The sequence below is a fragment of the Caulobacter radicis genome (assembly GCF_003094615.1).
In the GTDB taxonomy this organism is placed as follows: domain Bacteria; phylum Pseudomonadota; class Alphaproteobacteria; order Caulobacterales; family Caulobacteraceae; genus Caulobacter; species Caulobacter radicis.
In genome coordinates this window covers 209,235-232,947 of sequence record NZ_QDKO01000010.1, presented here as the reverse complement: position 1 = coordinate 232,947, position 23,713 = coordinate 209,235, and the positions used below count along the sequence as shown (strand labels likewise).

Annotated in this window: 25 protein-coding genes; 5 read left to right on the top strand and 20 right to left on the bottom strand. The window is 68.2% G+C overall.

Annotated features, from left to right (window positions below):
- Window positions 1-5 precede the first annotated feature (5 nt).
- From DDF62_RS25370 to DDF62_RS06770, 6 genes are all read right to left on the bottom strand, one after another.
- Window positions 6-734, bottom strand: coding sequence for a hypothetical protein (locus tag DDF62_RS25370; RefSeq protein WP_133244895.1), 729 nt, complete (start codon window positions 732-734; stop codon window positions 6-8).
- Window positions 735-769: 35 nt separating this feature from the next.
- Window positions 770-2,629 (bottom strand): glycoside hydrolase family 2 protein, encoded by a 1,860-nt coding sequence (locus tag DDF62_RS06790; protein WP_116488417.1) that lies wholly within the window; start codon window positions 2,627-2,629, stop codon window positions 770-772.
- A gap of 275 nt (window positions 2,630-2,904) precedes the next feature.
- Window positions 2,905-3,552, bottom strand: coding sequence for an Isoquinoline 1-oxidoreductase subunit (locus DDF62_RS06785; protein WP_116488474.1), 648 nt, complete (start codon window positions 3,550-3,552; stop codon window positions 2,905-2,907).
- A 38-nt stretch (window positions 3,553-3,590) separates the two neighbouring features.
- Window positions 3,591-4,292 carry a type 1 glutamine amidotransferase gene (locus DDF62_RS06780; protein ID WP_116488416.1) on the bottom strand — a complete coding sequence of 234 codons (702 nt, stop codon included), beginning with the start codon at window positions 4,290-4,292 and terminating at the stop codon, window positions 3,591-3,593.
- A gap of 10 nt (window positions 4,293-4,302) precedes the next feature.
- On the bottom strand, window positions 4,303-4,881 hold the full coding sequence (locus DDF62_RS06775; RefSeq protein WP_116488415.1) for a cob(I)yrinic acid a,c-diamide adenosyltransferase: 579 nt from the start codon (window positions 4,879-4,881) through the stop codon (window positions 4,303-4,305).
- A gap of 46 nt (window positions 4,882-4,927) precedes the next feature.
- Window positions 4,928-5,125 carry a twin transmembrane helix small protein gene (locus DDF62_RS06770; RefSeq protein WP_101712735.1) on the bottom strand — a complete coding sequence of 66 codons (198 nt, stop codon included), beginning with the start codon at window positions 5,123-5,125 and terminating at the stop codon, window positions 4,928-4,930.
- Between the two features lie 309 nt (window positions 5,126-5,434).
- Here DDF62_RS06770 and DDF62_RS06765 point away from each other — a divergent pair, with 309 nt between their 5' ends.
- From DDF62_RS06765 to DDF62_RS06755, 3 genes are all read left to right on the top strand, one after another.
- A complete protein-coding gene (locus DDF62_RS06765; protein WP_101717070.1) occupies window positions 5,435-5,653 on the top strand; it encodes a CC0731 family SpdR-regulated protein in 219 nt (72 codons plus the stop codon).
- A complete protein-coding gene (locus DDF62_RS06760; RefSeq protein ID WP_101717069.1) occupies window positions 5,650-6,297 on the top strand; it encodes a TetR/AcrR family transcriptional regulator in 648 nt (215 codons plus the stop codon). Before DDF62_RS06765 ends, DDF62_RS06760 begins: the two co-directional genes overlap by 4 nt.
- A 138-nt stretch (window positions 6,298-6,435) precedes the next feature.
- Window positions 6,436-7,041 (top strand): TetR/AcrR family transcriptional regulator, encoded by a 606-nt coding sequence (locus DDF62_RS06755; protein WP_116488414.1) that lies wholly within the window; start codon window positions 6,436-6,438, stop codon window positions 7,039-7,041.
- Between the two features lie 135 nt (window positions 7,042-7,176).
- Here the strand turns inward: DDF62_RS06755 and DDF62_RS06750 are convergent, their stop codons facing one another.
- On the bottom strand, window positions 7,177-8,868 hold the full coding sequence (locus tag DDF62_RS06750) for an acyl-CoA dehydrogenase family protein (RefSeq protein WP_116488413.1): 1,692 nt from the start codon (window positions 8,866-8,868) through the stop codon (window positions 7,177-7,179).
- Between the two features lie 151 nt (window positions 8,869-9,019).
- Complete coding sequence (locus tag DDF62_RS06745; RefSeq protein ID WP_116488412.1) at window positions 9,020-10,438, bottom strand: hypothetical protein; 1,419 nt, start codon at window positions 10,436-10,438, stop codon at window positions 9,020-9,022.
- A gap of 251 nt (window positions 10,439-10,689) precedes the next feature.
- Between DDF62_RS06745 and DDF62_RS06740 the strand changes: the two genes are divergently transcribed.
- Window positions 10,690-11,265, top strand: coding sequence for an SH3 domain-containing protein (locus DDF62_RS06740; protein WP_116488411.1), 576 nt, complete (start codon window positions 10,690-10,692; stop codon window positions 11,263-11,265).
- 274 nt (window positions 11,266-11,539) lie between these two features.
- Here DDF62_RS06740 and DDF62_RS06735 read toward each other — a convergent pair whose 3' ends face one another.
- The 5 genes from DDF62_RS06735 to ccrA form a co-directional block, all read right to left on the bottom strand.
- Complete coding sequence (locus DDF62_RS06735; RefSeq protein WP_244286730.1) at window positions 11,540-12,052, bottom strand: CPBP family glutamic-type intramembrane protease; 513 nt, start codon at window positions 12,050-12,052, stop codon at window positions 11,540-11,542.
- Complete coding sequence (locus tag DDF62_RS06730; RefSeq protein ID WP_116488409.1) at window positions 12,040-13,149, bottom strand: aromatic ring-hydroxylating oxygenase subunit alpha; 1,110 nt, start codon at window positions 13,147-13,149, stop codon at window positions 12,040-12,042. Before DDF62_RS06730 ends, DDF62_RS06735 begins: the two co-directional genes overlap by 13 nt.
- Before the next feature lie 95 nt (window positions 13,150-13,244).
- The gene (locus tag DDF62_RS06725; RefSeq protein ID WP_116488408.1) at window positions 13,245-14,711 is read right to left on the bottom strand and encodes a M20 family peptidase; all 1,467 of its coding nucleotides are present in this window, start codon (window positions 14,709-14,711) and stop codon (window positions 13,245-13,247) included.
- A gap of 269 nt (window positions 14,712-14,980) precedes the next feature.
- Window positions 14,981-15,220: a DUF2188 domain-containing protein gene (locus DDF62_RS06720; RefSeq protein ID WP_116488407.1), complete on the bottom strand. Its 240-nt coding sequence runs from the start codon at window positions 15,218-15,220 to the stop codon at window positions 14,981-14,983.
- A 95-nt stretch (window positions 15,221-15,315) separates the two neighbouring features.
- Complete coding sequence (gene ccrA / locus DDF62_RS06715; protein WP_116488406.1) at window positions 15,316-16,596, bottom strand: crotonyl-CoA carboxylase/reductase; 1,281 nt, start codon at window positions 16,594-16,596, stop codon at window positions 15,316-15,318.
- Between the two features lie 299 nt (window positions 16,597-16,895).
- On the opposite strand from ccrA, the gene DDF62_RS06710 reads away from it, so the two are divergent.
- Window positions 16,896-17,624, top strand: a complete 729-nt coding sequence (locus DDF62_RS06710) for an enoyl-CoA hydratase/isomerase family protein (RefSeq protein ID WP_116488473.1) — start codon at window positions 16,896-16,898, stop codon at window positions 17,622-17,624.
- A gap of 3 nt (window positions 17,625-17,627) precedes the next feature.
- Here the strand turns inward: DDF62_RS06710 and DDF62_RS25545 are convergent, their stop codons facing one another.
- From DDF62_RS25545 to DDF62_RS06680, 7 genes are all read right to left on the bottom strand, one after another.
- Window positions 17,628-17,780: a hypothetical protein gene (locus tag DDF62_RS25545; protein WP_165260644.1), complete on the bottom strand. Its 153-nt coding sequence runs from the start codon at window positions 17,778-17,780 to the stop codon at window positions 17,628-17,630.
- Between the two features lie 199 nt (window positions 17,781-17,979).
- Window positions 17,980-18,792, bottom strand: coding sequence for a TauD/TfdA dioxygenase family protein (locus DDF62_RS06705; protein ID WP_116488405.1), 813 nt, complete (start codon window positions 18,790-18,792; stop codon window positions 17,980-17,982).
- An 11-nt stretch (window positions 18,793-18,803) separates the two neighbouring features.
- Entirely contained in the window at window positions 18,804-19,298 is a 495-nt protein-coding gene (locus DDF62_RS06700) for a flavin reductase family protein (protein WP_116488404.1), read from the bottom strand.
- Window positions 19,298-20,683, bottom strand: a complete 1,386-nt coding sequence (locus DDF62_RS06695) for a zinc-binding metallopeptidase family protein (protein WP_116488403.1) — start codon at window positions 20,681-20,683, stop codon at window positions 19,298-19,300. Before DDF62_RS06695 ends, DDF62_RS06700 begins: the two co-directional genes overlap by 1 nt.
- Entirely contained in the window at window positions 20,683-21,315 is a 633-nt protein-coding gene (locus tag DDF62_RS06690) for a cysteine hydrolase family protein (protein WP_116488402.1), read from the bottom strand. The genes DDF62_RS06695 and DDF62_RS06690 overlap by 1 nt, the downstream gene beginning before the upstream one ends.
- Complete coding sequence (locus tag DDF62_RS06685; protein WP_116488401.1) at window positions 21,312-22,376, bottom strand: LLM class flavin-dependent oxidoreductase; 1,065 nt, start codon at window positions 22,374-22,376, stop codon at window positions 21,312-21,314. Before DDF62_RS06685 ends, DDF62_RS06690 begins: the two co-directional genes overlap by 4 nt.
- A gap of 15 nt (window positions 22,377-22,391) precedes the next feature.
- Complete coding sequence (locus DDF62_RS06680; RefSeq protein WP_116488400.1) at window positions 22,392-23,687, bottom strand: MFS transporter; 1,296 nt, start codon at window positions 23,685-23,687, stop codon at window positions 22,392-22,394.
- Window positions 23,688-23,713 lie beyond the last annotated feature (26 nt).

Sequence of the window (23,713 nt, the reverse complement as noted above, 5' to 3'; positions counted from 1 at the left end):
ATTATTTATTGGTTTATAGTTTTGTTCCGAGAGGACGAAAATTCAACGCCCCCCGGCGAAGCTGGCGCCTCATCAAACAGATGAGACGTTCCACGAAAAACCAGAAAAGATTGACGAGCCGCCTCCCTACGCTCCTCATCGTCGCAATCAAGAATGCCACTAATAATCATCAATGACCAGCTGCACACATCTATGTCTTTTATGGACATTTCGAGATCAAACTTATCAATAACCTTAACGCTTTTTATGAATTTTATGATTGCATCATAGGTGTATTGAGCGCCTGCATCTTCATCGTGCCATATCTTGCCTTGCGCCATTAGGAGTTTGGAATTCTCATCCAAAGTATGGAAAAGCACCTTGCTCGGAAAATCATCACTTGAGAACCATACTTCGTGGGAAAGAATATTTCTCAACTCATATAAATTACTAAAAATAGTTCTCACATAATCGAATACAATTTTTATTGTATTGTCGTTATTACTATACGGGTATGAGCACAGAAAATCGACTCTAGACTTTGGATTTGGAAAATTTTTAAGCGCCCTTTTCGCTCCCAATAACTCGCGACCATGAGTTCTGTATATTATCTGCTGTATTTGATCTTGAATAAATGAGCACTTAGAAACAACAATTGCGCTTAAAACATAAAAATCATGAGCAACAACTATAGATGAGCCTGATTTGTAATTAAGATTTGAGCAATTTTCAATATTTTTGAAATATTTTCTCACCCTTGCCCCCATCGAAGTGTATTTGCGATGATCGCTTACCTCGCGCCGATGGTCAACTTCTCGTAGTAGTCGGCCAGCACCTTGAAGGCGGCCTTGCGCCGGCCGGTGGGCGAGATCAGGCCCTTGCGGTTCCAGCCCTGCTGGTAGACCGGGTGCTGGCGGCGCGGCGAGCGGAAGTCCTTCAGGATCCACGGCGACATACCCCGCAGGGACGGCGCGTTGGCGGCCATGGCCAGGGTCTGGACGTAGTAGCGGGCCTGAAAGTCCTCGGAGAACTTGCGCATCAGCGCCGGGTCGCTGAAGCCGGCCAGGGCGTCGGCGCCGAACTCGGAGAACACCATCGGCTTGTCGGTGGGCCGCCAGGCGATCGCGGCCACCGCGTCCAGGCCATCGTCGGAATACCAGCCGGCATAGGTGTTGACCGCCAGCACGTCGAGCTTGGCGGCCAGCGGATCGTCGATGCCCATCACCTGCTTGCCGCCCTCGATCTTGCGGTCGGCCAGCAGGGCGGCGGTGACCAGGCGGGTATCGTCCAGCGCGCGGACGTCGTCGGCCAGGGTTCCCAGGAAGGCGTTGCGGGCGTCGCTGATCGGGGTCTCGTTGGCCACGCTCCACAGCGCGATCGAGGCGCGGTTGCGATCGCGGCGGATGGAGTCGGCCAGCATGTCGCGGGCCAGCTTCAGGGTGCGGGCGTTGCCGAAATCGACCAGCCAGTAGATCGGGATCTCGCTCCAGACCAGAAGGCCCATCTCGTCGGCCAGGCGCGTGGTCACCTCCGAATGCGGATAGTGGGCCAGGCGCACGAAGTTGGCGTGCAGGCCGTCGCGGGCCTCGGCCAGCAGGGCGTGGGCGGAGGCTTCGGTGATGGTGCGGGCCGGGTTCTCGCCCAGCTCTTCCTCATGCAGGCAGATGCCGCGCAGGAACACCGGCTTGCCGTTGACCAGGATCTCGCCGCCGCGCACCTCGACGGTGCGGAAGCCGACACGATCGGTCAGCACGTCGTCGCCGGCCTCGACGCGGACGTTATAGAGCACGGGCGCTCCCGGCGCCCAGCGCTTGAGGCCCTTGGGGGCGGGGGCCGACAGCCTGGCCACGCCATCCGAACCGGCCTGGCCGGAGAGGGTGAGGTTCAGGCCCGCGACCTTGACGCTGACCGTCTGGCCTGCGGCGGCCGGACCGTCGAGGCGCACGTCGGCGGCGATCGCCTTGCCGTCGCGGGTCAGGCGCACCCAGGCCTCGTCGACGAAGGTGGCGGGCGTGATCACCAGCCGCACCGGCCGGGTGATGCCGCCATAGGTCTCCCAGTCGGTGACCGGCGGCGGGGCGCCGTCGACGGCGGGGGTGGAGTCGACGCCGACCGTCACCTGGTTCTGGCCGGCGCGCAGCAGCCTGGTCACCTCCAGCGAGAACGGGGTGAAGCCGCCCTCGTGCTCGCCCACGGCCTGGCCGTTCAGATAGACCTTGGCGGTGTAGTTGGCGGCCTCGAAGCGCAGGAAGGCCCGCTGGCCGGGCTTCAGCGCCGGCGTCTCGAACCGCCGCTGGTACCAGACCAGGCCTTGATAGTGGCGCATCTCGGGCGCATGGGTCAGCCACGAGGCCGGCAGGGTCGCGGTCGGCGAGCGCTGCATGTCGTATTCATAGAGCGCCTTGGGATCGGCGCGGGTGACCTGCTCGACGTCGCTGTCGTCGTAGCGTCGGTGGCCGACGCCGGGCGGGCCGCGATGGAAGCCGGCGATCCCGTCTCGATAGGGGTCGACCGAGTAGTTCCAGGTTCCCGACAGGTCCTGGCCGTCGCGCCGGTCGGCCCGCGTCAGGGTCGGCCCCGCCTGCGCCGCCGACGCGGCCATGACCAGCACGGCCGCAGCCGCCAGAACGCGCTCGAACACCCGCCGCATCCGCCTCTCCCTGCCTTCGCAACGCTGGTAATGCCAACGTTGTCATTGGCCGGAATATTGGTCAGGCCGGTTGCGGGTTGTCTAGGCTGCCATCTCAAGTCTTCGCGTCATTCCGCCCTGGAACCGGGGATCTCCACCGCTATCGGCATAGCCCCCGGTGAACGAACACAATTGGTGTCAGCTAAGGGTGGAGGGCGGCCCAAAGAAACCCTCTCTCATGGAGAGAGGGTCAAGAAGCGTCCGCTGGAGGCAAAGGGTGAGGCTCGCGCGCTCCCTCACGCCTTCGGGCACTTGGCCCCGGTGTCGATCCAGGCCTTGATGATCTCGCCGAACTGAGCCTGCGTGCCCGGCGCCGGCTTGCGGCCTTCGCCGGGGTTCCAGCCCCAGCCGACCAGGTGGTCGCGGGCCATGTGCTCGTGGATCTGGGCCAGGGTCTTGCCGCCGTTGCGGGCCGGATCCTTCAGCTGGGCGCAGATCTGACCCAGCGACTTGCCCTGCCAGGCCATCTCGGCTGGAGCCAGCGCCCAGTGCGGGTCGCCGGGGATGCTTTTGACCTGCTGTCCGAAGGTCCTGACGTTGGCAGGGCCGTGGCACGACAGGCAGGGCATGCCGGTGGGACCATGGCCGCTCTGGCCGGCGACCATCGGCGGATTGTGCGGATGCAGGTCGTCGCCTTGCGTGGGCGCGCGCTCGACCGGGTGGCAGTTGAGGCAGCGCGGGCTCTGAATCACCTTGCCGGCCTCGGTGAACAGGGCGGCCGAGCGGGCGGCCGGATCCTTGATCGACTGGAAGCTGGCGACGGTCTTCAGGCCCTCGGCTGGCGGCGCGGCGGGCGCGGGACCGGCCGCGCCCTGGGTCATGGCGATCACGGCGCCGCCCGCGAGGGTCAGGCCGGCGGCGAGCATCACGGTGGCGAGACGCATGGCGTTGTTCTCCCGCTTGCCCAGCCGCAACGGCCAAGTCAGGCCTTGGTTGCTTTCCGCAAGAAGCTATCGATCCAGCCGGCGATGCGATTGCTGTCGTTGGGCGCGGCCAGCGAGGCCACGGCCGCGTCGGCCTGTTCCTCGGAGAAACGCGTGCCGCGCCGGCTCTCGATCAGGGCCGCGGCGTAGGCCGGATCGAACTCCGGGTGGAACTGCATCGAGAAGGCCTTGTCGCCATAGGCCAGCACGCCGAACGGGGTGAAGTCGCTGCCGGCCAGCACCTGGCCGCCCGGCGCCAGGGCCACGACCTGGTCCTGGTGCGAACCCGGCGCGCTGACATGGGCCACGTCGTCCATCCAGGCCGCCGGCTTCGCAACCGAATAGCTCTGCAGGCCGATGCCCCAGCCCTTGTCGGACTTCACCGCGCTGCCGCCGAAGGCCTCGGCCATCACCTGGTGGCCGAAGCACACGCCCACCAGCGGAACCTGGTCGCGGGCCGTGGCGAGAAAGCCCTTCAGCGGGTCAATCCACGGCAGGTCGTCATAGACCCCGGCCGAGCTGCCGGTGACGACATAGGCGTCGCAAGCGTCGATCGCCTTGGGCAGCGCCCCGGCCTGGACGTCGAAGGTCGCGTAGTCGTGGCCCGGCCCCAGCAGGCGCTGGAACATGCCGCCGTAGCGGCCGTAGTCCGAAATCAGGCTTTCGGGCGGTTCGCCCGTTTCCAGGAGGCCGATGCGCATCGAAGAGATCCTATCGCGTCGCGCCGGGCTTCCACAGCACGTCGCTCGCGCCGTCGGAATTGGCGCGCCGGGCGGCCACGAACAAGAGGTCCGACAGGCGATTGAGATATTTCAACGCCGGCTGACCGACGATCTCGCCCTCGGTCGCGGCCAGCGCCACGCAGGTGCGCTCGGCCCGGCGGCAGACGGTGCGGGCCACGTGCAGGGCGGCCGACAGCGGCGAACCCGCCGGCAGCACGAACGAGGTCAGGGGCGACAGGCGCTCGTTGATCAGGTCGATCTCGGCCTCCAGCCGCTCGACCTGGCTCTCGACCACGCGCAGCGGCTCCCACTCGGGCTTTTCGTTCTGCTCGGGGGTGGCCAGGTCCGCGCCCAGGTCGAAGAGGTCGTTCTGGATCCGCTCGAGCATGGCGTCCAGGTCGGGGTCGCCGCCGGCGTGCTGGCGGGCCACGCCGATGAAGGCGTTGGTCTCGTCGACGCCACCATAGGCCTCGACCCGCAGGGAGGCCTTGCTGACCGGCTCGCCGGTCGACAGGCGGGTCGAACCCTTGTCGCCCGTGCGCGTATAGATGCGGTTGAGCACGACCACGCCGTTACCTCCTGAAACAAAGCTGCAAAATCAGCCGGCTACAGCCTTACCGGTGGCTCCACCAGAAGGCGGCCACCAGGACCAGCACGGCGACGAACTGCAGCACCACGCGCAGGCGCATCAGCCGGTTGGAATAGGAGCGGCCGAAGTCGCCGCCGCGGAAGAGGGCGTAGATCCCCACGCACAGCGTCGCCAGCACGGCGAACAGGGCGACGGGGATGGCGATTTGGAACAGGTTGGCCATGCGGCGCAACCTAGGCCTCTCGTCTAGCGAACGCCAGCGCCGCCCCGCTCGCCTCAAAATCGCAAAACACGTTCGCCGAGTGTGTTCGTTGAGCGCATTTGCCGCATCGACGGATGAGCAGCGCTACCATAGAACGATTTCCAGCAAAGTTTGACAGACTTTGACACGTTTTGTGGGTTGAAAAGCCTTGTTTGCAAGGGTAGACGGCCCCACCTGAATTCACAGTGCGCGTTCGTTGAACATGATCGACGCCAAGCCGCGGATCGTTCAGCGCAGTTTGTTCCCGCGGCCGGCCTGGAGAGAGAAATCATGTCGCAGAGCGCACGGCTCGCCGCGGCCCCATCCGAGAGGGACGAAGCCCTCGCGGAAGTCCGCCAACTGATCATCGACCTTCGAGACGCCGCCCAGGACGGGCGCGATCTCGCCCGCCGCTACGCCGACGTCCTGCAAAACGTCGTCGACGAGTATTGCATCGAATTTGAGAAGCGCGCCGAAGCCGCGCTCGCCCGCCTGGAGGCCGCCGCATGAGCTTTGTTTCCGTCAACATCGAGTCCGGTTCCGAAACCCCGGTGAAGCTGACCCGCCGGGCGCTCGCCAAGCAGCGCACCCGCGAACGCGTCCTGTCGGCCGCCCGCCGCCTGTTCAGCGAGCGCGGCTATGAGGGCGCCACGATCCGTGACATCGCCCAGGCCGCCGGCATGTCGACCGGCGCGGTGTTCGCCAGCTTCTCGGACAAGTCGGAACTGTTCGACGAGATCCTGACCGCCGACTACGAAGTCATCTACGCCCAGATGAAGCAGGCCGCCCGCGAAGGCGAGACCGTCGCCGACGCCCTGATCGGCCTGTTCGGCGTCGCCTACAGCTTCCACCTGGAGCAACTGCCGCTGCTGCAAGCCAGCATCGCGGTCAGCTGGACCCGTTCGGACGCCGCCGAAAAGCGCGCCCGCACCGATATCAAGCACCTGTTCGCCCTGATCACCGACGCTCTGGAGCGCGGCGTGCAGGCCGGCGAGCTGAAGGCCGACGTCGACGCGAAACTCGTGGCCGAGATCGCTTGGGACGTGTATGTCGCCAACTACCGCCGCGCCGTCTACGACGGCTGGACGGTCGAAAACCTGGTGGCTCACCTGCGTGAACAGCTGAAGCTGATCCTCGCCGGCGTGCGCGCCTGAGGACGGTTCCGCCGGGGGGCGGAAGCGCCCCCCGGTCGTCCAGGTCAACGACAATAAGAACGAGACGAGCGCCCGTTGGGGTCGGGCGCGCGTTTCGATGTTTTGAAATCAGCGCTGCGTGTCCGGAGGGGGAACTGCGTGGGCGTACGCGACGAACAGAAACAGGCGACGCGCGAGCGCGTGCTCGAAGCCGCGCGAGACCTGTTCAATGAGACCGGTTACGAAGAGACCACGATCCGCGCCATCGCCGAACGGGCGGGCGTGTCCGTGGGCAGCGTCTTCACGACCTTTGCGTCCAAGGCCGAGGTTCTCAGCCACGTGATGGAGCGGCGCCTCGGCGACCTCTATGCCGAATTCGACCGGGTGCTGCCGTTCCTGCGCGGCTCCACGGCCGATCGGCTGTGCTCGATCTTCGCCATCCACTACGAGTTCGAGACCCGGCGGGTGCGGCTGTTCCTGGCCCACATCGCCGCCTCCTACAGCCCGAGCAACGACCCGGGGGTGACCCCCTACGGCCGTAACGAGCGGCTGTCGGACATGCTCGAGCAGGTGCTGCATGACGGCGTGGCGCGCGGCGACGTGCGCGGCGACCTCGATCTGGGCCTGACGGTGGAAGTGCTGAAGGCCTGCTACGCCTCCAACTACCGCCTGGCCGCCGCGCGCGGCGCGGGCGCGGAGGAGATGTCGGCGGCCATGGACAAGCAGGTGGCCCTGATCGCCGCCGGCTGGACGCCGCGGCCGTAAGGTCCTCCCCCTGAAGGGGGAGGCGGCCCGGAGGGCCGGAGGGAGAAGTCCCTGCCGACGTCGAGGCGGCTGCCGGCCCTGAAACCACATCCCCCTCGGTCGCTTCGCGACAGCTCCCCCTTCAGGGGGGCGCCCCTAGTTCCCGTCCTCCAGCAGCCGCCGGGCGATGACCTGGGCCTGGATCTCGCCGGCCCCCTCGAAGATGTTGAGGATGCGGGCGTCGGCCAGCAGGCGGCTGGCGGCGTATTCCATGGCGAAGCCGTTGCCGCCGTGGATCTGCAAGGCGTTGTCGGCCGCGGCCCAGGCCACGCGGGCGGCGACCAGCTTGGCCATACCGGCCTCAAGGTCGCAGCGCTTGCCCTCGTCCTTCTGGCGGGCGGCGAAATAGGTCAGCTGGCGCACGCCCATGATCTCGGCGGCCATCATCGCCAGCTTGTTGTGCACCCGGGGGAAGGCGAAGATCGCGTCGCCGAACTGCTTGCGGTCCAGCGCGTAGGAAAGCCCCACCTCGAGCGCCGCCTGGGCCACGCCCACCGCCCGCGCCGCCGTCTGGATGCGGGCGCTCTCGAAGGTGGCCATCAACTGCTTGAAGCCCTGGCCCGGGACGCCGCCCAGCAGGTTCTCGGCCGGCACGGAAAAGCCGTCGAAGGCGAGCTCGTATTCCTTCATGCCGCGATAGCCGATGACGCCGATCTCGCCGCCGCTCATGCCCTGCGCCGGAAAATCGTCGCCCTCGACGCCGCGCGGCTTGGGGGCCAGCAGCATGGACAGCCCGCGATAGTCGGCGGTGGCCGGGTCGGTGCGCACCAGCAGGGTCATGACGTCGGCGCGGGCGGCGTGGGTGATCCAGGTCTTGGCGCCCGTCACCACATAGGCCTCGCCCTCCAGCACGGCGCGGGTGCGCAAGGAGCCGAGATCCGAGCCGGTGTTGGGTTCGGTGAACACGGCGGTCGGCAGGATCTCGGCGCTGGCGATCCTGGGCAGCCAGTATTGCTTCTGGTCTTCCGTGCCGCCGGTCAGGATCAGCTCGCCGGCGATCTCCGAGCGGGTGGCCAGCGAACCGACGCCGATCCAGGCCCGCGACAGCTCTTCGGAAACCACGCACATGGCGGTCTTGCCCATGCCGCTGCCGCCGTACTCCTCGGGGATGGTCAGGCCGAAGACGCCCAGCTCGCCCAGCTCCTCGACGAGCTCGATCGGGATCAGCTGGTCCTTCAGGTGCCACTCGTGGGCGAAGGGCGTGACCTTCTCCTCGGCGAAGGCGTGGAACTGGTCGCGGATCATCTCGAAGGTCTCGTCGAGACCGGTGTGCTCCAGGGTCGGGCGGCCCTTGGCTTCGGCCAGGCGCTGGGCGATGCGGGTCTTCACCGCTTGCGTCCCGCCCTCGACCATCAGCTTCATGATCCCGTTGGAGAACAGGCGGTTCATCACCGCGCGGTCGGTGACCAGGTGGGCGGGGCGGACGATCTCGCCCTGGTTCATCGGCACGCCGCCGATCAGCTGGGCGGCGTATTCGGAGAACAGGAGCTGGGCCAGCAGGGCCTCGATCTCGCCGAAACGCCCCTCGCCTTCCAGCCGCTCGGCCCAGCCGGCGACCTGGTTCATCAGCTCGGCATAGGCGGCGTACCAGCCAAAGCCGTGGACGGCGTGCTGCTGGGCGTCGGCGAGCTTGCGGTCGATCCTGCCGTCGGCGCCGACGACGGCGGCCTTCACCGCGGGCCGGGCTTCGGCGACGAAGGTCTGGGCCGAAGTCGCCGCCTCGCGCAGCAGGCCCGTCAGGCCCGGCAGGATCAGGGACTTGGACTCCTGGGCGACCGCGTCGGTCATGCTCTCAAACTCCCCTGCGCCGTACTTATGTTTTCCGGCACTTTGATCCCTTTCGCACCTGCGAGCAATGCCGCGACGCAGCATGCGGTTGCGCGAGAGCCGGGATCGGGAGAGGCGCGCGCCCGCCCCCGAAGGGACGGGCGCGGGGTCGTCAGTTCGGGTCGGAATTGCCCGCCAGCGCCCACGAGAAGTCGGCGTGGGTGTTGCTGGTCGTGAAGTAGAGCGGGTCGCTGAAGAACGCGATCGGCTTCTTGTAGTCGGCCGGATAGGGCGCGTTGCCGGCGGTGATCACCGCCACGCCGTGGCAGCTCATGCAGTTGGAGGTGATGCCGGCCGGGATGCCGGTGCTGGTCTCCAGATAGGGGTTGAAGCAGACGGTCATGGTCGAGCCGCCTTGCGTGGTCGTCTGGTCGTAGGCCGTGCAGGTGGCGTAGTTGGTCCACGGACCGGTCAGGCTCGCCGGCTGGCCCTGCTTGCTGCCGGGGAAGCCATTGGGCGTGTCGGCGCCCGGCTGCCACCAGAAGGTCTGCCAGGTCCAGAACGGGATTTCCTTGCTGTTGACGTGCATGGCCTGCAGCACGGCGAAGTCGCCGGCCGCGGCCGCGTCGGCGCCGGTCAGGCTGTTGGCGGTGTTGTAGTCCTTGGCCTCGGCGGCGCTGAGCTTGACCGAGTAGAAGGTGCTCATCGGCGCCCACAGGAAGGTCTTGCAGGCGCCCGGGTCGCGGATGCTGGCGATCTCGCGCGGGGTGGCCGGACGCACCGGGCCCTGGCCGGTCGGAGCCACCAGCACGCAGGTGGTCCAGGTCTGGGGCTCGGGGTTCTGGGCGTTGGTCGAGGCCGCCGGCCCCTGCCACAGCGGCTGGACCGTCAGGCCCTTGGCGTGGACCAGACCGAACACCGGCTTCAGCTCGAGACCGCGCACCGGGAACTCCTGCACGCCGCGGTTCTGGGGCGTGGTGCCCGCCGGCCACGAGGTGTTCAGCTTCTGCATGTCGCTGGTGCTGGAGTAGCGATAGGAGACGCCGCCGGGACCCGGGTGCGAGGCGTCCAGGAAGGCCGCCGCCTCGGGGCTGAACTTGTTGAACGAGGTCACCGTGGTGTCGAACTTGGTCGGCGTGATGCCGCCGCGGCCGTGGTGGAACTGGTTCGGCTGCTGGAAGACGCGCAGCTTGCGCGGCGCGGCCACGCGCTGGGCGACAGTCGTGGTGGTCGCGGCGGCGGCGGCCCCGGCCGGCGGCGCGGGCGGGAAGACGTCATCGGTGCCGGCCCAGGTTTCCCAGATCGGCAGCGACTGGCCGTTGAACGACTGGCCCGAAGGCTGGGCCATGGCCTGCCAGATCTGCCAGGCGTGGTTGCGGATGGCGGCGGTGTCGGCGTTGGCGATCCAGCCGTTGATCGTGGCGGCGGCCACCGGATAGTTCGCCGTGGTCGGCAGCGGCACGGGCGTGATCACCGCCACGTCCAGCAGCGCCTCGGGCTTGGGCGCGGTGGCTTCCGGCGCCTTGTCGCAGCCGGCCAGGCCGGCGCACAGCGCGACGGTCGCGGCCGTCGCAATCGCGATCTTCCTCATGGGTCGGTCCCCTTCCCCGACGCGGGGTTGCGGGCCGCGCCATCAAAGCATCCTAACTCAACAATGCGTCCGATAGTTGTGTATTTGCGCACCACGACTTTCGAGGCGTCGCAAACCGGGTTTCGAAAAAATTCCAACATGAACGAATTCTGTCGAACGACCTGACGGCTCGGTTCAGCTTCGGCCTGCGATGTTGCGTCTCACGGGGCCGACGGCTCCGGACCAATTCAAAGGGACGAAGGATTATCGCCATGCACAAGACCAACAAGATCAAGACGATCGGCCTGACCATCGCCGCCGCCGCCACCGCCTTCACCATGGCTTCGGCCCCGGCCGCCAACGCCGTCGAACAGCGCCTGGGCGGCGTCGTCGGCTGCGACGCCTCGGGCAAGAAGCAGGAAGCGGGCGCCGTAATCGGCGGCCTGCTGGGCGCCGTCGCCGGCTCGAACCTGGCCAAGAACGAGCGCGGCGCGGGCACCGCCATCGGCGCCGTGGTCGGCGCGGGCACCGGCTCCTACGTCGGTTGCAGCATGCAGAAGAAGCAGGCCTCCAACGACGTCGGCGGCTCCTACAAGACCAGCAACGGCATCAAGATCTCGCACAACGTCGACTCCGCGCCGATGACCAAGATCACCGGCAAGTACGTCGCCCGCTCGACCCTGAACCTGCGCGCCTCGGCCTCGACCCGCGGCCAGCGCGTCGGCTCGGTCGTCGCCGGCGAGACCTTCCAGGCCCTGGGCCGCACCGGCGACGGCAAGTGGATCCTGGTCGGCCAGAACGGCGTCGGCGTCGGCTACGTCTCCAGCGCCTACGTCTACCGCGCCTAAACGAGGTTCGGGGCGCGCTCCCCAACCCCCGTCCCCGCGCGCTCCGTGCGAGCCCGCCTGGTCCCCCGACCAGGCGGGTTTTCGCGTTTGCCCCCTTCCACTCCCGTCATTCCCGCCCTTGTGGCGGGAACCTCTCTTTCAGTCGCAAGGGCGGATAGGGCGGCGCGCCGAGCACGCCGCTGGCGCTGCACGTGCGGGCGGACGCAGGGGTTCCCGCCACAAGGGCGGGAATGACGGGAGATAAAAGGAAGGCGGGATTGGAGCACGCCCTCCCTCACCCCAGCGCGCTGACCCCGCCCAGCCAGGTCTGCCACAGCACCACGAAGCCGCCGTGCAGCAGCACCGCCGGCCACAGCGAGCCGGTGCGCAGGCGCATCAGGGCGCAGGCAAGGCCCAGGATCGCGGTGCACAGCAGGAAGTCCCACCGCAGGAAGGTCGTGGCGTGCGGCAGGAAGGTCAGGGTCTCGAACGGATGCCAGGCGACATAGAGCGCGGTCGAGACGGCGACCCACAGCCACGGCCGGCGGGTCTCGTCGCGGCCGGGCAGCAGCAGGCCGCGGAACGGGATCTCCTCGCCCAGCGCCGGGACGATCCACACCGTCAGAAGCCGCAGCGGCAGGCCGGGCGCGGTTTCGGTCAGCCGATAGAGGCCGGTCGAAAAGCCGATGGCGGCCATCGCCGCGCCGCAGATCACGGACGCCAGGGCGCACCAGCGCCAGCCGGCCGCGTCGGGCAGGGTCGTCAGGACGGCGACGAGACGCCGCTGAACGACGCTCAGCTGCGCCACTTCAGCGTGGTTTCCTTGACCGGATTGACGAACGGCCGGCCCTCGGCGCGGCTGGCGGTCCATTCGCGCTTCAGCTGCTGGTACCACTTGGCCTGGGTGTCGGCGTCGTCGATCCAGATCAGGGCCGGGTCGTATTTCAGCCCCTCGTTCTGCAGGTTCACCATGCGGCCGTCCTGGCGCAGGAACTCGCGGGCGAAGGGGGCGATCAGGGCCCGCAGCATCATCACCGGATGGTCCGACCAGATCAGCTGGCTGATCCGCGTGCTGGTCTCGGTCAGCGGGGTCAGGCAGGTCAGGGCCAGCACCTGACGCTTGCCCACCACGATGTGCTCCCAGCGATAGCCGGGCAGGCGGAAGGTGATCTCGATCTCCGGCGCGCCGCCAAGGATGTCGTACAGGCGGTTGGCCTTGCTGCGGCCGTGACGGCGCATGACGAAGCCCTCGGGAGACGGTGCGAAGACCTTGGTCTTCTCCGACTGGCGCTTGGACGAGCGGGCCCACCAGGCCTCGTGCACATAGGGCGCGTGGGTGGGGTCCATCAGGCCGACCACCGCGTGGTCCATGTGGGTCTCGAAGATCATCGAGTCGACGATCTTGGCGTCGCCGCCGACCACGCCGGGGAAGGACGGCGGCGGCTCAGTCGGATCGCCGTCGAAGCGCGGATCGCCGCTGATCCAGACGAACACCATCCCCTGGCTCTCGGCCGCCGGATAGCGCCGCACGCGGATGCGCGAGACCTCGAGGCTCTGGTCGGAGGTAAGCGACGGGATCGAGGCGCAGACCCCGTCCGAGCCGAACCGCCAGCCGTGATACGGGCACTCGACGCTGGACCGGCCGTCGGCCTCCTGCGTCAGCTTGCCGCCGGAAAGGGGCGCGGCGCGGTGCGGGCAGACGTCGCGGATGGCGAACACCTTGCCGTCCTTGCCCCGGCTGACCAGCACCGGCTCGCCCAGGATCTCGTAGCGGACCAGCTTGCCGGTCTTCACCTCGCGCGACAGGGCCGCATAGTACCAGGCGTCGAACAGGAAGCCCTTGCCGAACTTGGCGGGCGGGGCCTTGGCGGTCTTGGTCGCGGCGGGAGCGTCGTCTGCGGGCATTGGGCGGTTCTAGCGTCAGTCCGCCCCGGTTTTAAGACCGTGAGACCCCTTACCCGTAAAATCCCCGCGAAAGCGGGGGTCTTACGGAATGGAAGTCATCGCCCCGCCGTCTCCACCAGCCGCTGATAGAACCGCACCATCTCTTCCAGGTTGGCCAGGGTCATGTGCTCGTTGGTGCCGTGGATCATCTTGGTGCCGTCCATCGACAGGGTGATCGGCTGGAAGCGGTAGATGTCGTCGGCGATCGGCGACATGAAGCGGCTGTCGGTGGCGGCGATGACGAGGCCCGGCGCGACCGGGGCGCCGCTCTCGTTCCCGGCCAGCGAGGCCAGGGTCTTCCAGCCCTCCGACGTCGTCGACGACACCGGCGAGGGTTCGTTCAGCTGCCGTTCCCAGGCCAATTGCACCGGCAGGTCGCCCACCGCGTCCTTGGCCCGGGCCATGACGGCGGTCGAGCTGTCGCCCGGCGCGATGCGGTAGTTGATCCAGGCCGTGGCGTCCTGGGGCAGCACGTTCTCCTTGGGCGAGCCCTTCAGCATGGTCGGCGCGATGGTGGTGTGCAGCATGGCCGCCCCGGCCGGCGACTTGGCCGTCTGCTGGACCAGCAGCGGCGAGAACAGCCAGCTGTTGGCGGCCGCCATCTTCACCGTCGGCGAGGCGCTGGGGGCCAGCGACTTCAGCATGTCGGCGCCAGGGCCCTCGAACTTCATCGGGTGCGGATGGTCGGCGATGGCCAGCACGGCGCGGGCCAGGGTGGTGACGCCGGTCTGCGGCGGAGGGGTCGAGGAGTGGCCGCCGGGCGCCGGCGCGGTGACCTTGAGCGTGCCATAGCCCTTCTCGGCGACGCCGATGATCGCGGCCGGACCTTGGGTGACCGGATTGTCGGCCACCACCACCATGCCCTCGTCGAGCACGAACCAGGCCTTGACGCCCCGGGCCTTCAGCGTGGCGGCCACGGCCCGGGCGCCGGCCCCGCCGACCTCCTCGTCATGACCGCTGGCGATGATCACGGTGCGCTTGGGCGAAAAGCCGCCGGCCGCCAGGCCGTCGACCGCCTCGAAGAGGCCGATCAGCGAGCCCTTGTCGTCGATCGCGCCGCGTCCCCAGACCGCGCCGTCGGCCACCACGCCGGCGAACGGCGGATGCTTCCAGTCCTTTTCGGTGCCGGGCGTCACCGGCACCACGTCCTGGTGGGCCATCAGCACCAGCGGCGGCAGCGCCGGGTCCGAGCCCTTCCACGTGTAGATCAGGGCGTGGCCGCCGACGACCTCGCGGGTCATGGCCTTGTGGGCGGCCGGATAGGTCGCCTGCAGCCAGCCGTGCAGGGCGTCCCATTGGGAAAGGTCGTTGTCGGCGGCGTTCTGGTGGCTGACGGTCTGGAAGCGGATCGCCTCGCCCAGGTGGGCGGCGGCCCGGGCGGCGTCGAACGGGCGCGCGGCGGCCAGCGGAACCTCGCCCGCCTGGGCCGGCGGCTTGAACGTGACGGTCCGCACGACCACCACCCCGGCCAGCACCGCGACCACGCCGACCGCGCCCAGCGCGACCTTGCTCTTCCACCCCATGACGCCCCTCCGCCGATGTTCAGGGCGACGACTGTGCGACGGGGCGGCGAGGTTGCCAAGAGCAATTTCGATACGTGACGGATCGAAAATAGAACCTGCCTATTCCCTACCCTCCCGTCATTCCCGCCCTTGTGGCGGGAAACCCTGGGTCCGCTCGCACGTGAAGCGCGAGCGGACTGCTCAGCAGTCCGCCCCATCCGCACTTGCGGCCGACAGAGGGGTTCCCGCCACAAGGGCGGGAATGACGGGAGACTGGAAGGGGAAGGGCCTCAGCCCTTCACGTGCGTTGTCGGACGGTCATGGCCGTCGGACAGCTCCTCGCGCCACTGGCCGCGGTCGTCCTCGTAGGTGATGCCGACCGTATCGCCCGCCACCTTCTGCTCGCCGGCCGCGCGCTTGGCCGCGGCCAGGGCGGCGTCGTGACTACGGAAGGTCTCCGAAAACACGTCGCCCAGCTTGTAGGCCCAGCCGCCGTCGTGCTCGACGATGGTGTAGGTGATGTCGGTCATGGCGCACTCCTTCGGTCTCGAAACTGAAGGGAAGAGACCCTGGTTCCGGGCCGGCGTCTTGCATGCAGACGCTGCGTTCCCCCGTTTCCATGCGCTCACCCCTCCCCGCTCAGCTCCTGCACCTCTTCGAAAGTGCGCAGGCCGGGCCGCTGGGCGCAGACCAGCACGCCCATGTTGCCGGGCAGGTGCTGGTTGGCCAGCATCTTCTCGTGGGCGGCGGGGATCTGGTCCCACGGGAACACTTCCGACAGGCAGGGATCGACGCGGCGGTCGATGACCAGCTGGTTGGCGGCGCTGGCCTGCATCAGGTTGGCGAAGTGGGACCCCTGCACGCGCTTCTGGCGCATCCACAGGAACCGCGCGTCCATGGTCAGGTTGAAGCCGCTGGTGCCGGCGCAGATGGCGACCATGCCGCCGCGCTTGACCACGAACACCGACACCGGAAAGGTCGACTCCCCGGGGTGCTCGAAGACCAGGTCGACGTCGCGGTTGCCGGTGATCTGCCAGATGGCTTTGCCGAACTTGCGGCTCTCCTTCATGTAGTCGGCGAACTCGGGGCCGTTGACCTTGGGCAGTTGGCCCCAGCAGTTGAATTCCTTGCGGTTCAGCACCGCCTTGGCGCCCATCGACAGCACGAACTCGCGCTTGTCGTCGTCGCTGACCACGCCGATGGCGTTGGCGCCCGCGACCGCCGCCAGCTGCACGGCGAAGACGCCCAGCCCGCCCGAGGCGCCCCAGACCAGCACGTTCTGGCCGGGCTTCAGCTCATGCGGCTTGTGGCCGAACAGCATGCGGTAGGCCGTGGCCAGGGTCAGGGTGTAGCAGGCCGCCTCTTCCCAGGTCAGGTGGCGGGGACGCGGCATCAATTGACGGGATTGCACCCGGCAGAACTGGGCGAAGCTGCCGTCCGGCGTCTCGTAGCCCCAGATACGCTGGCTGGACGAGTACATCGGGTCGCCGCCGTTGCACTCCTCGTCGTCGCCGTCGTCCTGGTTACAGTGGATGACGACCTCGTCGCCCAGCTTCCAGCGCTTCACCTTGGCGCCTACCGCCCAGACGATGCCCGAGGCGTCGGAGCCGGCGATGTGGAACGGATGCTTGTGGCCGTCGAGCGGGCTGATCGGCTCGCCCAGGGCGGCCCAGATGCCGTTGTAGTTGACGCCGGCGGCCATCACGAGGACCAGCACCTCGTCCTCGCCGATCTCCCAGGTGGGCACCACCTCGACCTGCATGGCCGAGCCCGGCGGGCCGTGGCGTTCCTTGCGGATCGTCCAGGCGTACATCGACTTGGGCACATGGAACGGCGGCGGGATCTCGCCGATCTCGTACAGGTCCTTGACGGGAGACGCGGCGGTCTCGAGGGTCGCGGTCGTCATCTCACTCCCCGGCTCTTCGGCGCTGCAACATGAACGCCGTAGTGGCTGTTTGCGCTCCGCGGTACGGTGCGACGCGTGGGAAAAATGCGCCGCCGGACCGTCGTTCTTATCGTGTTCTCCAGCCACGCTCGGCAGGCCGGTACGGGCGAGGCTGAGACAAGGCTTCCGATCTGGCAAGCGGAATCCTTGTGCGTCGCAACATGGTTGCGAATGAAACGACCCATCCTTCCACAGGTTGCGCGCTTCCCATTCTCGACGTGTCGGGCGAGGTTGCGTCCATGACGCCGACGATCCCGCCGATGCTTCACGTCTCGCGCCCCACGGGCTCCATCATCCTACTGGAGCTGGACGCCCCGCCGGCCAATGCGCTGGGCCTTGCCCTGCGCGCCCAGCTGGTCCGGGCGCTGGACGAGATCGCCACCGACGACGACGTGCGCGCGGTGGTGCTGACCGGCCGGGGCGGGGTGTTCTGCGCCGGCGACGACCTGCGCGAGGCGGCCGTGCGCGGCGACGGCGCCCTGGCGGCGGTCGAGGACTTCAACCGGCTGATGGACTGGGTCGAGGCCCTGCGGGTGCCGACCATCGCCGCCGTCGACGGCTGGTGCTTCGGCGGCGGGCTGGAACTGGCCCTGGCCTGCGACATCCGCCTGGCCAGCGACCGGGCGACCTTCGCCGCCTCGGGGGTGAACATCGGCCTGGTGGCCTCGGCCACGCGCCTGCCCCGGCTGATCGGCGCCGCGCGGGCCAAGGCCCACCTCTTGACCGGCGCCCGGTTCGACGCCGCCCGGGCCCTGTTCGACGGCATCGTCACGGCGGTCCATACGCCCGGCACGCTGCTGCGCGAGGCCATGAAGCTGGCCGAGGCCATATCGTCGCGCGCGCCGCTGGCCGTCGAGGCCACCAAGCGGGTGATCGACGGCAAGGCCTATGTGGAGGAGGAACTGCCGGCCCTGATCGCCAGCGGCGACCACCGGGAGGCCATCGCCGCCTTCATGGGCAAGCGCACGGCCGACTTCCGCAGGAACTAGGGCCTATTCAGAGGCCTTCTTGCCGCCCAGCTTGATCAGGCCAAAGCCGACCGCGAAGCCCAGGATCAGGCCGATGGCCATGTTGTCGATCAGCGCGCCGAAGATGATCCCGCCGCACACGCCCAGGACAAAGCCCACGCCACCCTTTTTCGTCATCGAAAGCCCCTAGAACCCAGGCGTGCATCAACGACGAGACGGATGGCCGGGTCAACAAGATCCTCCCCCTGAAGGGGGAGGTGGCTCGGAGGGCCGGAGGGGGGACGTTTTCAGCTTCCGCTGAAGCTGACCGCCTTCCCCCTCAGTCGCTCCGCGACAGCTCCCCCTTCAGACAGCTCCCCCTTCAGGGGGAGCATCTTTAAACCGGCCGGTCGCCCGCGATGGTCACCCGGAAGCCCGAGCGCACGTCGGGGAAATAGTCCCAGATCGCCTGGTGCCAGGTGCAGCGGTTGTCCCAGAAGGCCACCGAATTGGGCCGCCAGCGGAAGCGCACCTGGAAGTCCGGGTTGCCGGCGTGGTGGTAGAGATAGGAAAGGATCGCCGCGCTTTCGGCCTTGGGCAGGCCGACGATGTGGGTGGTGTAGGACGGATTGACGAACACGCTCTTGCGGCCGCTGACCGGATGGGTGCGCACCACCGGATGGGCGGTGCGGTTGTACTGCCGGTCGATGTCGGGAAACAGCGCCTTGTAGATCGGGTTGGCGTCGTGGACGGCGGTCAGCCCCTCCAGATAGGCCTTCATCCGGTCCGACAGCGTGTCGTAGGCCGCGTACATGCTGGCGAAGACGGTGTCGCCGCCGTCGTCGGGCACGATGGGCATGTGCAGGATGCTGCCCAGGGGCGGTTCGGGATCGCAGGTCAGGTCGGAGTGCCAGCTCTCGCCGGCCACGAACTTGGAGTTCTCGTCGGCGTGGATGGCCACGACCTCGGGGTGGTCGGCCAGGCCCGGCACGCCCGAATGGATGGCCAGCGGCCCGAACTTGCGGCCCAGCGCCTTGTGGGCGTCGTGGGTCATCTGCTGATCGCGGAAGAACAGCACCTGGTACTGGGTCAGGGCCCGGTGCAGCTCCTCGAACTGCCGGTTCGACAGCGGCTGGCCCAGGTCGACGCCGAACACCTCGGCGCCGATCCGGCGGGTCATCGGCTTCACTTCCAGCACGTCGTAAGCCATCTCACGCTCTCTCAGGATTTAAGGAACTGGCCGCGCACGTAGACGAGCGGCGGCTTGGACTCGTTGATGCGGACTGAGGCGACCCGGCCGACGAGGATCTCGTGGTCGCCGCCGTCGTGGGCGACGTGCAGCGCGCATTCGACCACCGCCACGCAGCCGGCCAGCACCGGGGCGGCGGTGGCGCCGGGCTCGAGCGCCGCCAGGGCGAAGCGCTCGTCGCAGCCCGACTTGGCGAAGGCGTAGGCCAGCTCGCCCTGGTCGGCGGCCAGGATGTTGACGCAGAACACCCCGGCCTCCTGCACGGCCGAGAGGGTGCGGCTGCCGCGCTTGAGACAGGCCAGCACCAGCGGCGGATCCATCGACAGCGACGAGAACGCGCTGACCGTCGTGCCGCTGAGCCGTCCGTCCAGCGCGGTGGTGACCACCGTCACGCCGGCCGCGAAGCCGCCCATCGCCTTGCGGAACAGGGCGGCGTCGGGAACCTCCAGGGCCTGGGCCGCGCCCATCACTCGCCCCCGAACGGGTTGTCGCCATAGACCGGCGGGGCGCGGTTGCTCGCCTCGCCCGTCTCGGCGCGGCCGCAGACGGCCAGGGCAGTCAGGGCGTAGACGAGCGCGCTGTCCACCAGGTCCTTCGGCGTCGGCCGCCAGCGGGCGAAGCCCGTGGTGATGGCCGGGATGCGGTGCATGTTGAAGACGTTGTGGTCGCGCCACATGCTGGAATAGACGCTGGCCGCGCGGGCCACCGGATGGCCCAGCGACAGCTGGGTGGCGACGTCCACCGCCCCGACCAGCGGGGCCACCTCGGCGGCGTCGGCCTCGAAACCGTGGCGCACGACCACCGGCTCGATCTCGATCCCCGTGACGCCGGTCTCGCGGACCATGGCTTCCAGCGAATGCTGGATGTCGGCCACCCGCTGGCGAGGGTTGAGGCCCACCTCCAGATAGAGGTTCACCCGCTCGGTGCCCGCCCCGAAGGCGTAGGGGATGCCGCCGCGGATCGAGGCCAGCTGCGACTTGGGCTGGGCCACGCCGCCGGGGCTCTCATAGAGGCTGGTCTTCTCCCACTGGCCGCTCCAGGCGTGGATGGCCTCCGTCAGCTTGCCGATCTTGTAGAGCGGGTTGGGGTGCTCGGCGGCCGTGGCCGGATGGGTCAGCAGCGGGGTGAACACCCCCTCGCCCCAGATCGTGATCCGAAACACCGCATAGCCGCAGCCCACCCAGGTCAGGCCGAAGTCGCAGCCCTCGGCGGCGATGGCGTAGTCGGGGGCCACCCCGCCGTGGTGGAACAGGTAGTGGGCGCCGATGTCCTTGCCCATGTAGGCGACGCCGCGATGCTCCTCGATCGGCTCGGGGCCGATCTCGCCGGGGCAGGCGGTCAGGTACATCTTGCCGGCCAGCTCGTAGCCGGCGGCCTTCAGCGCCTTGGCGGCAATGAGAAAGCAGGCCATCGGCCCGCGGTCGTTGGCGATCGGATAGCCATAGAGCTTGCCGTCCTCCAGCCAGCACTTCTCCCACTCGGGATTGGCCAGGGTGGCGGGGCTGTATTTGTAGGCGTCCAGGTCCGGGTTCCAGGTCGGCGCCTCGGTATCGAGGTGGGCGGTGAAGAGCAGGTTCTTGCCCACACCCTTGCCGCCGTGCGTGCCGATGACGTTGGGACGCTCGGGCGTGGCCCCGACCTTGCGCGGCGAGAAGCCCTCACGCGCCATCCAGTCGTAGACGTAATTCGCCGCCTCCAGCTCCTTGCCGGAGGGCGCGGGAATGTTGCCCAGCGTCAGGGCCAGTTCGACGATCTCGGCCTCGCTGATCGCAGCGGCGATGGCGGCCCGGTCGGCCTCGGTGACGACATAGGGGGCGGCGACGCCCGCGAGGTTGGCGAACCCGTCGGCCATCACGCGGCCTCCTTCCAGGCTTTGGCGACCTCGACGCTGTCGGTGAGGATCGCGGTGTTGAGCCCCATCGTCTTCAGAGCGACCTCGTGCAGGTCGGGCTCGTAGGCCGCGCAGGCGTCGGCGGCGACGAAGACGTGGTAATCGAGGTCGAAGGCGTCGGCGGCGGTGGCCGCCACGCAGCACTCGGTGGTCAGGCCGCAGACCACGAGCGTGTCGACGCCCATGGCCCTCAGGCGGGCGTCGAAGTCGGTGCCGACGAAGGCGCTGTAGCGGGTCTTGGCCACCACAAGGTCGCCCTCGGCCGGCTGGGGACCATGGAAGACGCTGCCCGGCTGGTCGACGCGGCACAGAGCCGCCTCGCTGTCGGGATCCCCGCCCCGCCGGCGCATGCGCTCGTTCCACGACGGGCTGTCGGTTTCCGGCGACGTGAACAGGCCGACGAACACGACAGGCACGCCGGCCGCGCGCGCCGCCTCGACCAGGCGACCGGCCGCGTCGACGGCCGGCGCGGCCATGCCCATGTCGACGCCGTACTGGCCCAGCAGGCCGTCGGGCGAGGCGAAGTCGACCTGAATGTCGATCACCGCCAGCGCCGTACGGCCCGGCGCGATCCAGGCCGGCAGCCCGCTCACGAGAACACCGAGCGCAGGCCCGGCAGGATCTCCGAGCCGAACATGGAGAGGCCCTCCACATAGTCGGGGAAGATCAGCATCAGCCCGTCCAGCTCGCAGTCGGTGACGAAGGCCTGAACCTGCTCGGCGCAGGTGGCGGGCGAGCCGACCACGGTGTGGGTCATGAACGCGCCCTGCTGGGCGGCGACGGTCGACAGCTTCTCGGCCGGCACGCCCCAGCTTTCCAGCATGGCCAGGATCGCGCCCATGTCGGCCCCGCCCTTGTAGCGCTGAACGAGGGCCTCGGCGCCGGCGTCGCTCTCGGCGTGGACGACGGTGCACATGGCGTAGGTCTTGATGGTCTTGCCCATGCCCTCGGCGGCGATCTTGGCCCGGCGGCTGGCGTCGCGGCGCTCTTCGGGCGTGCGGCCGCCGATGAAGCAGACGTCGGCCTCGCGCACCGAAAACTGGAAGCCCCGGTCGCTCATGCCCGCGCAGATCAGCTCCGGACGCGGCTTGGACAGCGGCTTGGGCTTGGACTGGCAGTCCTTCATCGTGAAGAACTTGCCGTCGAAATCGACACTGTCCTCGCTCCACAGGCGCTTGACGATCTTCGTCCACTCCTCGGTCAGGACGTAGCGGTCGTCGTGGGTCAGGGCGTCGTCCCAGGCCCCCATCTGGGCGAACTCGCCGCGATAGGCGCCGGCCACGATGTTGAGGCCCGCGCGGCCGCCGCTGATGTGGTCCAGGGTGGCGATCATCTTGGCGGCCACGGCCGGGTTCTGCAGCAGCGGGTGGATGGTGGCCCAGATGCGGACGTTCCTGGTGGCCTCGGCGATGCCGGCCATCATCGTCACCGACTCCAGGGCCGTGCCCCAGTGGTCGGTCTCGCCGCCGAAGCCGCGGAACTTGCCCATCGACATGACGAAGTCCATGCCGACCTCGTCGGCCTTCACGGCGGCGGCCTTGTTGGTCGCATAGAGGCCGTCGAGGACGGGGGTGGTCTTGGAGATGATCCAGCCGCCGTTGGCCACCGGCAGGAACACCCCGAAGTCCTTGTGCTTGGAAGGGCTGTGGAACATGGCGGGCATCCTCGGCTAGGCGGCGTCTTGCAGCAGGGTGGGAACGGGCTCGCCGACAGGCTCGGCCTCGACGGCCTTGCGCGGCGGGCGCATGAACAGGGCCGCGACGAAGATCAGGCCGATCACCGCGGCGAAGAGCTGGAAGGTGGGGGCGAAGCCGCCCAGCTGATCGCGCATCAGGCCGCCGATCACCGGTCCCAGGGCCGAGACGGCGCCGACCAGGCAGACCATCGCGAAGAGCTCGAGGTTGTTCTTCCGGCCGTAGTAGTTGAGCAGCAGGATGCTGACGGCCAGCACGGTCAGGCCAAAGCCGATCCCCACCCCGACGGCGAACACCATCATCACCGGCCAGCTGGTGGCGTGGGTCAGGGCCAGCAGGCCGACGGCCATCACCCCTTGCGCGCCCGCCAGCAGCCAGCGCGGGTCGATGCGGTCGCCGACGAGACCGCCGCCGGCCCGGGCGGCCACCTGCATCAGCGACTCCAGGCTGATCGCGGCGATGGCGACGGTGGCCGGCACGCCCAGCTCGCCGAAGTGGCTCGGCGCCAGGCTGACGGCGGTGACCCCGCCCAGCAGGTGGGCGAAATAGGCCGCCAGGATCACCCAGAACTGCGGAGTGCGGACGGCTTCCTTCACCGTCCAATCGACGGCGGTGCGATAGACCTTGCTGGTCGCCGGCGCGTTCTCGATCTCTTCGGCCACGGCCTTGTCGGTCTCGGCGGCGGCGGCGGCCAGCCAGGCCTTGCTGCCGACAAGGGCCGTGCAGACCAGGCCCACCACCAGCGAGGCGGCCGCCTGCATCCACCAGTAGGGCCGCCAGGCGCCGCCGGCGATCTCCATGCCCGACAGCGCCATCCACGGGCCGACGACGCCGCCCAGCGAGCCGATGGTGAAATAGATGCCGAACGGCAGGGCCCGCTTCTTGAACAGCATGCCCAGCACGTGGGTGCCGGGGATCAGGGCCATCATCTGGTAGCCGACGCCCAGCAGGGCCGTGCCGACCAGGTAGACCGCCAGGCCCGGCGTCGCGGCCAGGCACGAGAAGCCCGCCACCATCACCGCCGAGCCGGCGACTATGGTCAGCCTCACGCCGAGCTTGCGGATCAGCAGGGCCGGCAGCCACGACGAGCCGCCGCAGAACGCCCCCAGCAGGGTGAAGCCCAGGAAGGCCGGGCCAAAGCCCCAGCCCTGCTCCTTGATCATCGCCGGCAACACCACGCCCAGCGACGAGAAGGTCGAGGCGGTGATCAGGAACAGCAGCAGGGCGAAGACCGACAGGATCAGCCAGGGACGCCAGGGGGAGGTCGACATGGCAGGACTCCTTGGAGAACAGGACA

What these genes read in the sequence shown, in the direction of transcription:
- DDF62_RS06765 (WP_101717070.1), top strand. Translation starts at nt 5,435, where the DNA reads ATGTCGCAGAGCGCACGGCTCGCCGCGGCCCCATCCGAGAGGGACGAA.
- DDF62_RS06790 (WP_116488417.1), bottom strand. Translation starts at nt 2,629, where the DNA reads ATGCGGCGGGTGTTCGAGCGCGTTCTGGCGGCTGCGGCCGTGCTGGTC.
- DDF62_RS06685 (WP_116488401.1), bottom strand. Translation starts at nt 22,376, where the DNA reads ATGTTCCACAGCCCTTCCAAGCACAAGGACTTCGGGGTGTTCCTGCCG.
- DDF62_RS06780 (WP_116488416.1), bottom strand. Translation starts at nt 4,292, where the DNA reads ATGCGCATCGGCCTCCTGGAAACGGGCGAACCGCCCGAAAGCCTGATT.
- DDF62_RS06725 (WP_116488408.1), bottom strand. Translation starts at nt 14,711, where the DNA reads ATGGGGTGGAAGAGCAAGGTCGCGCTGGGCGCGGTCGGCGTGGTCGCG.
- DDF62_RS06730 (WP_116488409.1), bottom strand. Translation starts at nt 13,149, where the DNA reads ATGCCCGCAGACGACGCTCCCGCCGCGACCAAGACCGCCAAGGCCCCG.
- DDF62_RS06770 (WP_101712735.1), bottom strand. Translation starts at nt 5,125, where the DNA reads ATGGCCAACCTGTTCCAAATCGCCATCCCCGTCGCCCTGTTCGCCGTG.
- DDF62_RS06720 (WP_116488407.1), bottom strand. Translation starts at nt 15,220, where the DNA reads ATGACCGACATCACCTACACCATCGTCGAGCACGACGGCGGCTGGGCC.
- DDF62_RS06705 (WP_116488405.1), bottom strand. Translation starts at nt 18,792, where the DNA reads ATGGCTTACGACGTGCTGGAAGTGAAGCCGATGACCCGCCGGATCGGC.
- ccrA (WP_116488406.1), bottom strand. Translation starts at nt 16,596, where the DNA reads ATGACGACCGCGACCCTCGAGACCGCCGCGTCTCCCGTCAAGGACCTG.
- DDF62_RS06695 (WP_116488403.1), bottom strand. Translation starts at nt 20,683, where the DNA reads ATGGCCGACGGGTTCGCCAACCTCGCGGGCGTCGCCGCCCCCTATGTC.
- DDF62_RS06710 (WP_116488473.1), top strand. Translation starts at nt 16,896, where the DNA reads ATGCTTCACGTCTCGCGCCCCACGGGCTCCATCATCCTACTGGAGCTG.
- DDF62_RS06785 (WP_116488474.1), bottom strand. Translation starts at nt 3,552, where the DNA reads ATGCGTCTCGCCACCGTGATGCTCGCCGCCGGCCTGACCCTCGCGGGC.
- DDF62_RS06700 (WP_116488404.1), bottom strand. Translation starts at nt 19,298, where the DNA reads ATGGGCGCGGCCCAGGCCCTGGAGGTTCCCGACGCCGCCCTGTTCCGC.
- DDF62_RS06680 (WP_116488400.1), bottom strand. Translation starts at nt 23,687, where the DNA reads ATGTCGACCTCCCCCTGGCGTCCCTGGCTGATCCTGTCGGTCTTCGCC.
- DDF62_RS06740 (WP_116488411.1), top strand. Translation starts at nt 10,690, where the DNA reads ATGCACAAGACCAACAAGATCAAGACGATCGGCCTGACCATCGCCGCC.
- DDF62_RS06745 (WP_116488412.1), bottom strand. Translation starts at nt 10,438, where the DNA reads ATGAGGAAGATCGCGATTGCGACGGCCGCGACCGTCGCGCTGTGCGCC.
- DDF62_RS25545 (WP_165260644.1), bottom strand. Translation starts at nt 17,780, where the DNA reads ATGACGAAAAAGGGTGGCGTGGGCTTTGTCCTGGGCGTGTGCGGCGGG.
- DDF62_RS06760 (WP_101717069.1), top strand. Translation starts at nt 5,650, where the DNA reads ATGAGCTTTGTTTCCGTCAACATCGAGTCCGGTTCCGAAACCCCGGTG.
- DDF62_RS06750 (WP_116488413.1), bottom strand. Translation starts at nt 8,868, where the DNA reads ATGACCGACGCGGTCGCCCAGGAGTCCAAGTCCCTGATCCTGCCGGGC.